Raw genomic sequence first — 13,165 nt, forward strand, 5'->3', positions numbered from 1 at the left:
GCGAAAAAATACCTAACACCCCCTTCATTTTATGTCGGATAATGACGATTAATGTCATTATGCTCATCGCAAGATGGCTCTGACTAGAAGGGAAGAGGATCATGGACAACAAGATTACCGGCAAGCCTTTTGCCTGGCAGCGGAAAAGCCAGATTCTGACGCTATCCATACTTCTCGGGGCGGCGCCCATTGCGGCTGCAGGTCCGGCGCATGCCGCCGACAGCGCGATTTTGTCGGCACCCGTCAAAAACCTGGACGTCAAATGGATCGCCGGTTATGCGGGAAACGGCGCTTCGGGCGCCCCGATCACGATCGACGGCTCCACGGTGACGGTTGATCTGGCCGGTCATACGGCTTGGCTGCTATCGCCGGACATGCGGCTGTCCGCCACGTCCGACAGCACATCTGCAATCGCTTCCATCGACGGCGGCAAGCTGTCGGTCAAGGTTCTCGGCGCTGGAACGGCGACGATCGAGCTGAAGGCGGAGCGGGACGGCGCAACGCCCGTTATCGATCGTATTCAATTTCTGATCACGAAAATCGGCGATACGACGGGAGACGGATTGGTCACTTCCGCCGACGCGCTCTATATAACGAAAGTCGTAAACAGCAAGGTTCCGCTCAGCGACGAGGAGATCAACCGGCTGGACATCAATCGCGACGGCAAGGTGACGACTGCTGACGCTACGGCGCTGTTGGCCAATTATGTCGGCAAGACGGGACCGCAGTCGATGACCTATATCGTTAGCGTGAAAGAAGTCAACGACGCGCCGTTTGCGACAGGGACCTCGATAACAGGCATGCTCAAGACCGGCGGCACGCTCACGGCAGGCTACGTTTTCCGGGATGTTGAAGGGGACGCCGAAGGCGCCTCCGCGTTCAAATGGTACAAGGGACTCGCAGCCGACGGCTCCGATAAAACGCCTATTGCGGCAGCCGATGCGCGAACTTACGTCGTGAAGGACGATGATGTCGGATATTTTCTGTTTGCAGAGATTACGCCGGTCGCTGGCGAAGGTGCGGAGCGTGGCGCGAACCAGACGGTATCGACGGATCGCGCCGTCCCCGATACGACGCCGCCGGAGCTGGCGGCGACGAATGCGCTGACGCCGACCGGAACGATCGGCAAGGGGGACATGGCGAAGGACTTCGTCATGACGTTTTCGGAGAAAGTGAGGGCCGGCGACGGCAGCATCAAGCTGCGCAAGGTGTCCGACAACAGCGAAGTCGTCTCTTACGCAGCGAGCGACGTGGCGCATGTGACGTTTGCGGACGAAAAGGCGACGATTAAAAATCCGGGACTGGCGGACGTGACGGCGTACTATGTCGACGTCGCATCGACGGCGATCGTCGACCTGGCGGGCAATGCCTACGCAGGCACGAACGGCAGCGCGACATGGACGTTCGCGACGCCGGATACGACGGCGCCGGTCGTGGCGACGAAGACGCCTGTATCAGGCGCAGCCAACGTGCTGAAGGGCGCCGATCTCGTGCTTACCTTTAACGAGCCGGTGAAGGCGATCGCAGGCAAGAAAATCGAGATCTACAAGCAGGGCGGCGCGACGCCGGCGCAAAGCTACGATGCGGACGATTCGAAGGTCACGCTGAACGGCGCGCAAGTGACGATCCAGCACGATGACCTGGACGAGTCCGAAACGTACGAAGTGCGGATCGAAGCTGGCGCGTTCGCGGACGCGTCGGACAACGCGTTCGAGGGCCTGACATCGGGCTGGACGTTTACCGTGCCGGACATCACGCCGCCGTCCATCGGCACGCTGGCGCCGCTTAACCAGGCGAAGCGCGTCGACGCTTCTTCCGAGCTGACGCTCGCTTATAACGAGGATATGGTCGCGGCGGCTGGGCAAGTCATTAAAATCTACGACGCTTCCGCGCCGTCGACGCCGGTTGCCGCCATCGATGCCGACGATACGTCTCGCGTATCGATCGCAGGCGGCAAGATCACGATTCATAACCCGGGACTAAGCGACAACGCGGCATACTACGTGGACGTGCCGGCGGGCGCCTTCACGGACACGGCGGGCAATGCCGCCCCGGCGATCGACGGCAAGACCGCCTGGTCCTTCGCGACGCCGGACACCATCGCGCCGACGCTGACATCGAAGTCGCCGGTCGACGGCGCCATGACGAGCAGCAAGGATTTCGAAGCGGCGCTGACCTTCAGCGAGCCGGTCCAGGGCGTCGCCGGCAAGCATATTACGATCTATGACGCTTCGGACGATACGGAGGCGCTGCAGCTCGAGACAACGAACGCCTCGCAGGTGTCCGTGAACGGGAACAGCGTCAAACTGCTTGATCTGCACATGGCAGACGACAAATCCTACTACGCGGTAATCGACGCCGGCGCCTTCACGGATGCGGAGGGCAACGAATACGCGGGCATCTCCGGCAAGACGGGGTGGCGCTTCGCGACGCCGGACACGACCGCGCCGACGGCCGCGACGCTGAGTCCCGCTCAAGGGGCGACCGGCGTCAGCTTGAGCGCGGACTTCGTCGTCGGCTTCAGCGAGCCGATCGTCGCGGGCAGCGGCACCGTCGTCATCAAGCGCGCAACGGATAACGGCACGGTCGCTTCTTATTCTGTTGCCGATACGTCCAAGATCACCGTCAGCGGCACGCAGGCGACGATTCGCAATCCGGGTCTTGCCGACGAGACGGGCTATTATATCGAGATTCCGAGCGGCGCTTTCAAAGATGCGTCTGGCAACGCCTTTGCAGGCTATGCAGGCTCCTCGGGCTGGACGTTCACGACGCCGGATACGCAGTCCCCGGTCGCTGGCGTGCTGACGCCGGCCGATCAAGCGACGGGCGTCAGTCTGACCGACGATATCCAGATCGCGTTCAACGAAAAGATCAAGACGGTCGGCGGCAAACATATCGCGATCCGCAACGCGGCGGACGACAGCGTGTTCGTCCAGTTCGATGCGGCGGACGAGACGAACGTGACGGTCAGCGACAAGACGCTTGCGATCAAGCATCCTAAGCTTGCCGATCTGACGAACTACTATGTCGACATCGAGGCGGGCGCGATCGCCGATATGACGGGCAATCCGTTCGCGGGGATCAGCGGCAAGACCGCATGGCGGTTCGCCTCCGCGGATTCGCGGGTCTTCGGAGCGGTGAACCTTGCCGATTTTACCGAGCAGCAAATGGCCGACGACGGCGGCGCGATCTTGTTGCTGAGCATCGAGGGCGATCAATTCCGCTTCGAGCCCGAGTTGGATTCGAACGGCGATCCCGTGCTGGATACGGACGACAACCCGGTTGTCTATTTCGATCAAGCGAACATTCAACTCAATCATGCGCCGGCAGGCGTCACGATCATCGGCGCGGATAGAATCGACGACGAGACGCTGATGCTCAGCCTCGATTACGACGGTACTTGGATGTATACCGACGTGACCGACTTCAGCGTATCCGTACTGTCTGCGGGCCTTACGAGCGGCAAGGGGATCAGCTCGAGCGCGATGACGATCGCGGCGATTCCGCGTTCGCTGTCGATCGCGAGCCGCTCGCCGGCCGCAGGCGCGACGGACACGGACAAGCGGGGCTCGCTCAGCATTGCGTACGACAAGCCCGTAGCGGCGGCACCGGGCAAGACGATCAGAATCATCCGGAAATCGGATGGATTTCTTACTCAGAGCATCTCCGCGAACGACACATCCAAAGTGACGATCAGCGGGGGGACGGTAACCATCCAGCCGGACACGCTGAACAACTACACGGAGTACTACGTGACGATGGACGCCGGCGCGTTTACGAGTTCGGACGGCCTGCAGAGCCCGGCGATAAGCGCCAATACCGATTGGTCGTTCAAGACGATCGAGGAGATCCCGGGCCCGTATTTCTCGCAGTATCTGGATGCCGGGGACGGGCGGATCGCGGTTGAGCTTTACAACACGTCTTCTCAGGAAGCGACCGGCTACAGCGTGGACGTATACAAATATATGAAATCGACGCACCAGATCTCGACGACGACCGTGCCGATTCTTAAAGTCATACCGAGTATGCCTTATATCTATATCGATACGGTTTTCTATGACGCCATGGATGTCATGAACATTTGGTACTATAACGGCGAGCTGGATCTATACAATCCGACCAACTTCTCGGTAACGGCGCTCGTGCTCAAAGACGGCAGCGGCAAGGTCATCGACGTGCTCGGCGATCCGACAGCGACGACGGACAATCCATTCATGCCGACCGGCGGAACGATCATCCGAAAAACGCAGACGTACGGCGGATCGCCGAAGTTCCAGATCGGCCAATGGAACAGTTTTCCGAAGGGCACGCTGCAGTACTTTGGCACGCACACGAATTAAAATTAACCTCGCCGTCAGCATCCACGACTTTAACTTAACGGAGGTCCACCATGAGCATACGCAATCGCAAGTCCGCAGCACGGAGAGCTGCGCTGTTGTTCCTGATCTTGCTGCTGGGCATTCCGGCGGTCGTCTTCCGCAGCGCTTTCGCGGAGCCGGCCAAGCCTGACGTGCAGCTCGTCATCGGAAAAACGTCCGTGACGACGGGCAGCCAGACGACGATCCCGGTCTCGGTCAAGACGGAGAAAGCGATCGCTTCCTACAATGTCCAGATCGACTTCGATCCCAAGGCGCTCGAGATCGTCGAGGTTGTGCCGAAGTACGGCAGCGCCGACGATGCGAATTGTCCGACCGACGAGAAAGGCTGCATCCGCACGAGCTTCGACAATGAAGCGGGATGGCTGCGGGCCGCCTGGATCGATCCGAGCACGGGAAGCGCCGCGGAGCATCCGATCGCATCCGAGCAGACGCTGTTCGAGATCAAGGTGCAAGCCAAGAGCCTTACCGGCAACCAGGCTTTATCCGTTGACGACGCAAGCGTCGAGAATCTGTCGTTCACCGGCAGCCTTTTTGAAGGCTCGAAGGCCAATGCGCTCACGGTCGCCGTCGAAGCCGGCCAGCTGAGCGTGAGCAGCCCCGCGCCGACCAAGACCGGTACGGAGCTGAAAGTTTATATCGACGGAAGGATACAGCCGAAGTCGGCGACCGTCACCCGATCGGAAGCGGACGGACGCGAGGTAGCGACCATCGCCGTGGACAACGATGCGGTCGTCTCGCGGATCGAGCGCAACGAGACGAAAAAGCTGCTCCTCGACGCACGCGGCGATGGCTCCAATGTCATTAAGTCCACGCTGAACGGCAAGCTCGTCAAGGCGATGGAGAGCAAGGCTGCCGTGCTGGAGATCGAGACGGACAAAGGCGGCTATACGCTGCCCGCCTCGCAGATTCGCATCGACGCCATCGCCTCGCAGATCGGCAAGAACGTCGCCTTGCAGGACATCGAGATCAGCGTCCGCATCGCCGATCCGGAAGACGCCGCGCTCGCGAAGGTCGAGCAGGCCGCGCAGCGCGTCGGCGCTTCCCAGGTCGCGAAGCCGGTGAGCTTCGAGGTGGAAGCCGCCTACGGCGGCCAGGTCATTAACGTCGACCGATTCGGCAGCTACGTCGAACGGACCGTCGCGCTGCCGGACGGCGTCGATCTCTCCCGCATCACCACGGGCATCGTGTTGAACGCCGACGGCACGGTCGCGCACATGCCGACGATCGTGACGCAGAACGACGGCAAATATTACGCGACGATCCGCAGCATGACGAACAGCGTCTATTCGGTGGTCTGGCATCCGAAGACGTTCGCCGACGTGGCGGCGCACTGGAGCCGCGACGACGTGAACGACCTGGCTTCCAGATTGGTCGTGAACGGCGCGACGGCTGCGGCGTTCGAGCCGAACCGCGGGGTGACGCGCGCCGAGTTCGTCTCGATTCTGACGCGCGGGCTCGGATTGCGCGTCGTCCAGGACACGGCCGACGCGGCAGTCTATACGGATGTGCCGAAGGACAGCTGGTACGCGGAATCGGTGCGAATCGCGGCGTCCTATGGCATCGCGGGCGGCTATAGCGACGGCACGTTCAAGCCGGGGGGCATCGATCACCAGGCAAGAGGCGATGTCGATGCTGGCCCGCGCGATGAAGCTGACCGGCCTGGGTTCGAGCAGCGGGCGCACGACCGGAGAGACGCTTGGCGCGTTTGCCGACGCAGGCGGCATCGGCTCGTGGGCCAGGGACGCCGTGGCGTCCGTCGTCGATGCCGGTCTGGCGCAGGGCGCGGACGGCAAGCTGAATCCGGGCGCGGGCATCACGCGCGCGGAGACGGCGGCCATGGTGCGCAGGCTGCTGGCGAAGGCCGGCTACATCAACGGAAAGTAAACCGTTTAAAGGTTTATTGAATGCAGGGCGTCTTCGGGCGCCCTGCATTTTTTTGGATGCTGCCCGATTGCTTCCTTAGCAACTCAAGAGACGGCTTCACCGAGCGTTTGCCGAAGGATTCAGGTTAGAAACGAACCACTGTCGCCCCGCCGCCGAAGTCTCGAATAGAAGCAAACTAGCCATCCTGCGCCATCGCAGGGTCGTCAAAGTTCTGTTTAGGAACAAACTGGCCCTCTTGCGCCAGCGCGCGGTCGTTGAAGTCTCGGTTAGGAACAAACTAATTTTTTTGTAATCGGATGTTCCAGGAGGAGATCAAACGCAATTGTGCTCGATCTAGACACGGATAACCCGTGAGCTGTGAGCCGTGAGCTATGAGCTGTGAGCCGTGAGCTGTGAGCTGAGCCAGTAGCCTGGGGGCGATAAGTGTTGAAAAGCAGTTAATCGGCGCGCTGATCGGGGCTGTGGAGGAAATAAGTGTTCAACCGCATTTAATTGGTTCAAGACCGGGTCAAAACGCTCGAAAGTGGGAATTTAATTGCGCTTCAACACTTATTTGGCCCCATAACGTCGTGATCAAAGGAAATAAATGCGTTTCAACAGCTAATTGCCGCGAGCGCGAGGACGCCAAGCCCGTCAAGCCCGTCAAGCCCGCAGACCTGGTGTTGTTCAAGGTTAAATATAGCGGCATCTCGGCCCCTCTCGCATCGTCGTGCCTTGCGAGAGGGGGGGAAGGTAAGCAGGATTGGCGCAGATCGAAATTGCGGGCGGCCCCTATGCGAGCCAGGCAAAACGCATCGGACACAGTTGACGCTATTTCCATAAAAACCGGTCACATTGCGATCGTACCGGACTCGAGAGCCGCTGATATGAACGAAACTGTCAAGCGTCTCTGTTTGCACCCGTGTTTTTGACAATAGCGAATAGAAGCCTGTCAAGCGATTTTCTTTACAGGCGGTCGCATCATTTCCCATACTTTTCTGGATCTCCGGCATGGAAATGCCCGGAGGTGCCCCTACGGCGAGTAACGGGGTGCAGGGGGGCGTCGCTCCCTGCGTTTCCCCTTTAGGGGACGGAAGGGGGCAATTCTTCTTTAGCTCAGAGGCAAAAGCAATTCGCTGGTCGGCAATCTGATATTCGTGGATTCACACATGTTATTCATACGTCTGGAGAGCTTACCCGCTAACTATTGACGAGCATAAGCATTCGCTTGCTCAAGCGGCTCACGCGGTTTTCTCTCCACCTTGCCTGATTTTGCCTCTGAGGTAAAAAAAGAATCGCTTCCCCTCAATCGCCTCCTTTGTTCGGACCCGTTGTTTTACACCGCTGCTTGCAAACGAAGCTTCTCGATCTCCTTAGCAATCGCCCATACAAACCCCGCCAGTTCTCTGGCAATCGCGACCGCGATGCAACCCTTGTGCTTTCCTCTTCGCGCCAGACTCCAATACTTCTTGTGTAATCGATGCTGCGCGCTCCAGGCAATCGACTGAACCTCCGGTGGCAGCCCCTCGATACGGTCGCGCATTCTTCTGCGAATCGCGGGCGCGTGTCGGTAACTTTTCGCGGCTTCCACCAGTACCCGACGCAGATGCGCATTCCCGGCTTTCGTTATACGGCCTTGCCAGCGGCTTGCTTCCCGAGGAGTATTCGCTGCTGACCAGTCCGCAGTAACTCATAAACGAAGAGGCGGAGTGAAAGCGGTCGCTGCTCATCATCTCGGATGAAAGCGTAACGGCTGTGACGGCTGCTACGCCTCGCAAGGCTTGCAGCGCTTGAACGACCGGCGCCTGCTCGCTTAAAGCGGCTTGTTCTTCAATTTGCTTTTCGTATCGCTTGATTCGCTCCTTCGTTTCCCAAATCGATTGGCGGTACTCCTGAAAGGTCATTTGTTTGCAGCTGTCCTCGGGAATACGCAGCGTATCCAGCCATTCCTCGTACGCGAAAGTTCCGGGTTTGGCGCCTTTGGCGTCCTGAAGCTGGTGGCGAAGCAGAAACTTGCCCAGTCGTTGCTTAAAACGATTCAAATCCTCGACCGCATCCTCGCGTGCGCGAACGAGATCCCGCAAGCTTTCGTCTGCTGGCGTGGGCACGTATACCGGCGTCAGTTCTCCTGCGCGATACAGCTGTGCGAGTCGAATGGCATCCCGTTTGTCTGTTTTGACCCGGTCGCCGGCACGCTTGGGAATGAGCGAGGGCGCGACCACGCTGCAAGCGATGCCTGCCGTCAATAGCCAACGATAGAGCACATAGCCGGTGGGACCTGCCTCGTAACAGACCCTTAAAGTCACCTCCTCTTTCTCACCCGGACGACGCAACCTTTGCAGGAGTTTCAATACCGCTTCCTTGCTATGCTCGATGACGCCAAAGTACCGTGCTTCTCCTCGTCCCTCATCCGCAAAGGCAACCGCGATTTTGGATTTGGATACGTCTAAACCTACGTACTTGATGGCCATACTCATACTAAACCGACTCCTTTTGCTTTGAGCTCTGTATTTGGTAAATGGGTTGTTTCTGTAAACGCCATTTTTCCCAAATGTAACCTCCGAGATAAGCAAACAGGATGTCGGTTTCGTTCATGATAACTATTTACCCGTATCCATGCTAAAAAAGGCAGCCAACCGCGCCATAGCGGCGCCGGAGTCCGCGACGGGCCTCCAACTTCGCCAGGTACAAAAATAACGACTCTTCGGTCCGTCCGCTGCACGCCAACCGCAAACCAACGGCCTTGCATGCCGGGCACGATGCCGGCAAGCTCGGCTTCGCCGTTGGCTTTTCCACTGTCGCGAAGCCCTGTTTCGCCAAGCAACAATCGACTCGATGCCGGACGTCTCCACGACCTCCGGCTGCTTGACGTGCGCGGGCGCGGAAGATGTCGGATTCAGTCGAGTGGGTTTTTTTTAACAAAATTCAAGTTGACAGACGGGATGCCGCTGCTAATACTGGATAGTAAACCGCTTACTTATCTTCTTCGGAAAGGAAGCTATCGAGAAATGAAAGGGTTTACAAGATATGTAGGCGGCATATCCATTAAAAATAAAATTTTTATCGCGAACCTGCTCATCATTGTCGTGTTCATTTCCGCCCAATCGCTCTTTACCAACAGCATCTCGCAAAAAGCCATTATCGAGAAGGCCGTCAACGATTCTTCCCGGGAGCTGTTCCTCATCAAAAATAACCTGCAAACCTTGCTATCCACGATCGAGGACTATTCCAAAATACTGGCAAGCGATTATCGGCTGCAGAACGTGCTGTATAACGATTATTTGCTGAACCATGACGGCTACGCGCCTAAGCCCGTCGCGGGATTGAGCAATCTGTCGATGAACAAAATCCTCTCCGAGACGATCAGCAACATCGTGGAACCCAATACCAAGATCAAGGCGGCCAGCATTCTGACGTCGAATCGCCAATGGGTGGACGTCGGTTTTGCCGACAATAAGGTGGCCTCCCGCATTTTCGGCGACGGGGACGAAACGGCCGATCGCACGTATGCGCCGGTCTGGACAGGTTTGATCAAATTCAAATTTCTGTACGAAGGGGAGGACAACGTATTCGCGGTATCGAAAACGGTCGTGCACAAAGATACGGGCAAGACGATCGGCCGCGTATTTTTATACGTAAAAGAAGCGGTCATTACCTCCATCTACGAAGAGGGCAAAAATCATAAGGGCGGCGAGTTTTACATTCTCGATGCCGACGGCAATATGATATCCGCCAGAGACAAAAGCTTGCTGTACCGGAACTTTAACGAGGTATTCGCCATCGACATCCCCGGCTACGGCCAAAAAGACGTCAGCTTCACCCAAAATAGCGGAGGCAAGCGGCTGCTCGTATCGACGCAACGGTTTCAACCGCTGCAATGGACGATCGTAAGCACGGTTCCCATCGACGACATTACGCTGGAGCGAAAAAAGATCAATCAGTTGATCATCGGCATCGGCGCCGTGTGCCTGCTCCTGGCGTTGATCGTGTCCTTCCTGTTGTCCCGCTCGATCACGCGCCCGATCTTCCGCCTCGCCAAGACGATGAGGGAGATTCGGACGGGGAAGATGCAGGTCCGCAGCGCTTACCAATCCAGAGACGAGATCGGATATCTCAGCGACGGATTCAATAACTTGATGGACCGGATCGAAGCGCTTATGGCGGAAAACACGGAGAAGCAGCGGACGAAGGCCGAGATGGAATTTAAACTGCTGCAGTCCCAGATCAAGCCTCACTTTTTTTTACAATACGGTCGAGACGATCGTTTCGCTCATTAAGCTGAACATGGGCAAAGAAGCGATCACGGCTGCCCGGTATATGGCGGATTTTTATAAAATTTCGTTAAGCAACGGCAACGATATCATCTCGATCAAAGACGAAATGCGTTTGACGGCAAGTTACCTGGAGATCCAGCAGCTCCGATATGTGGAATATATGACCTACGCGATGGATGTCGACGATGAAATCATGACGTACGCCATCCCGAAGCTTACTTTGCAGCCCATCGTGGAGAATGCCATCTACCACGGCTTGAAGATGAAACAGGAAAAAGGCTTCGTGCGCATCAGCGGAAGGCGCGTCGGCGATGACGTGCGAATCGAGATTCTCGACAACGGCGTCGGCATGCACGAGGACCTGATCAAAGCGCTTACGGCGGATACCGGCGTCAACGAAAAAGGCGGATTCGGCATCCGAAGCGTATCCCATCGGATCCGTACGCTATACGGAGAAAGATACGGCCTGCAAATGGAAAGCGAATACGGTTCCTACACGAAGATTGTGATCGTTCTGCCGCTCAGACGCCATTAGCGTATCGCGCTTTCGGGAAGCTTGCGTTTCTAAGACTCGCCTTGAATGGCGGGACAGGGGGGTTCGGTCATGTACAAGGTGCTCATCGTCGACGATGAATACTACTTCAGGCAAGCGCTGAAAATATCGCTGCCGTGGGCGGAGCTGGGCTTCCAGATCGCGGGAGAGGCAAAGAACGGGGCGGAAGCGCTCGCGCTCCTGCCCGAGCTGCAGCCGGACGTGGTGCTGGTCGACATGAATATGCCCATTATGGACGGGATCGAGTTCATTCAAAAGGCCAAACAGCGCGACGGGGAAACGAAATTCATGGTGCTGTCGGGACACAGCGAATTCGTGTATGCCAGACAAGCCGTGCACCTGGGCGTATTCGATTATGTGCTCAAGCCGATTGACGAGGGAGAGCTTCGGGGCTCCTTGCTGGACATGAAGGAGCAGATCCGAACGGAACGCCAGGGCCGGACGGAGCTTGAAGACCTCAGGAAGCAGGCGAGCGAAAGCTTGCCCGCATGGAGGGAGCAAGTGCTGAACGGGTGGCTGCAGGGCAGCGGTCAGGCGTCGGTACCCGGGTCGGAACGGCTGGCTTCCCTGGGAATCCAGCTGGGAGGGCCGTATTTTCAGACGGTCGTGATCGATCTTGATCCATGCGACGACTGGAATCGCGAAGAAGACCTTCTGGCCCGCAAGGCGGTCGTTCAGGAGATCGCGCTGCGCGATATGCAAAGCGTTTATCAGTGTGCCGTATGCCGCGATTACGAAGATCGTCTGGTCCTGATCGTCGGATCGCCTGACGACTCGTTTGACGGGCTGGAATCGTTGTGCAAAGGCATTCGGGACAAGATTCGGGCTTTGCCGTGCTCGGTTACGATCGGTATCGGTAGCGGCAGCCGGTCGTTGGCGTCGGTCGCCGCTTCCTACAAGGACGCGCTGCTCGCCTTGAAGCGCCGCTTTTTTAATGGGGGGCAACGAGGTGTTCGCTTACTCCCGCACGGCCGATACCGGCATGAACGTCAGTTTGTTTCCGGCGGAAAAAAGAAGCGGCTTGCTGATGTGCATGCGGATCGGGAACCGGACCGAGACGGAGGCATGGCTTGCGGCTTTTTTCGAGGATGTCCGCGCGAAGCAAGCTTCGATCGACATGCTGCTGCTCGCCGGCATCGAGATCGTATCGACTTGCGTGGCGTTTCTGGCCGAAGCGTCGCAAAGCTATGAGGATGTGTTCAGGCATTCGAGGCAGTCCGACTTGCTCCAGCTGGTCCGGCAGATGAAGACGCTTAGCGAGCTGGAGAGCTGGATCCGCGCGCTAATCCTCAAAGTCATGGACCACGTGCACGGCCGGAAACCGAATCGGTCGGCCAAAGTCGTCGAAGAGGTAAAAGCGTATATTAGCAGCCATTACGGCAACGAAGAGCTGCGAATCGAGGATATTGCGAAGAGCGTCCATATGAATTACAACCATCTCTGCTTCGTGTTCAAAAAAGGAAACGACGGTCACCATCAACGACTACCTGACCGAAACGCGGATCATGAAAGCCAAAGCGCTCTTCGACCGGGGAGAAAAGGTCATCCAGAACGTAGCCGCCAAGGTCGGCTATGCGGACGCCAACTACTTCGGCAAGTGCTTCAAGAAGTTCATGGGGATTCCGCCCAGCAAGTACGTGAACAACATGGAGTAAGCTCGAATGAATGAAACGGGATGAAGCCGGCGGTCGCCGCGCTTCATCCCGTTTGCGTTGGAGCGGGGGGCTCCCGCGAGGGCTCGGCGAAGAGGCGCTGCATTACGTTTTCGGCAGCTTATTTTTGCCGTTAATTTTACTTCCGGGCCGAGAATAATCTCTGTACTAAAATTGGGAAGATTCGTAAGATGAATTCAAGGTTGATATCGCTTTCAAAGGGGCGAATCAACCATAGACGAGGTCGATACGCAGGGGAGGCAAACGATGAAAACCAATTCAATGGCAAAGGCTGCGATCCTTATGGCGGGCGCTTTGCTGGTATTGTCGGCATGCAGCAGCGGGAACGAAAAGGGCAACAGCAAGCCGTCCGACAGTCCGTCGGTCGCGGCGGGGAGCTCGGAAGCGGAACCCACGGAAAGCGCCAAGGAGAGCGCGGGAACG

The 13,165-nt window shown here is 57.6% G+C and carries 7 protein-coding genes and 1 pseudogene; 6 read left to right on the forward strand and 2 right to left on the reverse strand.

Annotation, left to right across the window (positions count from 1 at the left end; translation table 11 throughout):
- Positions 1-101 precede the first annotated feature (101 nt).
- Together OMP40_RS13630 and OMP40_RS13635 are read left to right on the forward strand one after the other, a co-directional pair.
- Positions 102-4,340 (forward strand): Ig-like domain-containing protein, encoded by a 4,239-nt coding sequence (locus OMP40_RS13630; RefSeq protein ID WP_277532006.1) that lies wholly within the window; start codon positions 102-104, stop codon positions 4,338-4,340.
- A 50-nt stretch (positions 4,341-4,390) separates the two neighbouring features.
- Complete coding sequence (locus tag OMP40_RS13635; protein WP_277532008.1) at positions 4,391-6,283, forward strand: S-layer homology domain-containing protein; 1,893 nt, start codon at positions 4,391-4,393, stop codon at positions 6,281-6,283.
- 1,295 nt (positions 6,284-7,578) lie between these two features.
- Here the strand turns inward: OMP40_RS13635 and OMP40_RS41715 are convergent.
- Both OMP40_RS41715 and OMP40_RS13640 read right to left on the reverse strand, forming a co-directional pair.
- A complete protein-coding gene (locus tag OMP40_RS41715; RefSeq protein ID WP_420871956.1) occupies positions 7,579-7,872 on the reverse strand; it encodes a hypothetical protein in 294 nt (97 codons plus the stop codon).
- 73 nt (positions 7,873-7,945) lie between these two features.
- Positions 7,946-8,719: pseudogene (locus tag OMP40_RS13640) on the reverse strand (IS110 family RNA-guided transposase); the annotation flags it as partial.
- A 531-nt stretch (positions 8,720-9,250) separates the two neighbouring features.
- Between OMP40_RS13640 and OMP40_RS13645 the strand changes: the two are divergent.
- The 4 genes from OMP40_RS13645 (at position 9,251) to OMP40_RS13660 (ending at position 12,724) form a co-directional block, all read left to right on the forward strand.
- On the forward strand, positions 9,251-10,519 hold the full coding sequence (locus OMP40_RS13645; protein WP_277532010.1) for a cache domain-containing sensor histidine kinase: 1,269 nt from the start codon (positions 9,251-9,253) through the stop codon (positions 10,517-10,519).
- Between the two features lie 7 nt (positions 10,520-10,526).
- Positions 10,527-11,051, forward strand: coding sequence for a sensor histidine kinase (locus tag OMP40_RS13650; protein ID WP_277532011.1), 525 nt, complete (start codon positions 10,527-10,529; stop codon positions 11,049-11,051).
- A 69-nt stretch (positions 11,052-11,120) separates the two neighbouring features.
- Complete coding sequence (locus OMP40_RS13655; RefSeq protein WP_277532012.1) at positions 11,121-12,260, forward strand: response regulator; 1,140 nt, start codon at positions 11,121-11,123, stop codon at positions 12,258-12,260.
- A gap of 314 nt (positions 12,261-12,574) precedes the next feature.
- Positions 12,575-12,724: a helix-turn-helix domain-containing protein gene (locus OMP40_RS13660; protein WP_277532015.1), complete on the forward strand. Its 150-nt coding sequence runs from the start codon at positions 12,575-12,577 to the stop codon at positions 12,722-12,724.
- Positions 12,725-13,165 lie beyond the last annotated feature (441 nt).

It is taken from the genome of Cohnella rhizosphaerae (assembly GCF_029525575.1).
GTDB classification, from domain to species: domain Bacteria; phylum Bacillota; class Bacilli; order Paenibacillales; family Paenibacillaceae; genus Cohnella; species Cohnella rhizosphaerae.

Coding starts and splice junctions, on each gene's coding strand:
- OMP40_RS13655 (WP_277532012.1), top strand. CDS start 11,121: ATGTACAAGGTGCTCATCGTCGACGATGAATACTACTTCAGGCAAGCG.
- OMP40_RS13645 (WP_277532010.1), top strand. CDS start 9,251: ATGAAAGGGTTTACAAGATATGTAGGCGGCATATCCATTAAAAATAAA.
- OMP40_RS13635 (WP_277532008.1), top strand. CDS start 4,391: ATGAGCATACGCAATCGCAAGTCCGCAGCACGGAGAGCTGCGCTGTTG.
- OMP40_RS13630 (WP_277532006.1), top strand. CDS start 102: ATGGACAACAAGATTACCGGCAAGCCTTTTGCCTGGCAGCGGAAAAGC.
- OMP40_RS13650 (WP_277532011.1), top strand. CDS start 10,527: ATGGGCAAAGAAGCGATCACGGCTGCCCGGTATATGGCGGATTTTTAT.
- OMP40_RS13660 (WP_277532015.1), top strand. CDS start 12,575: ATGAAAGCCAAAGCGCTCTTCGACCGGGGAGAAAAGGTCATCCAGAAC.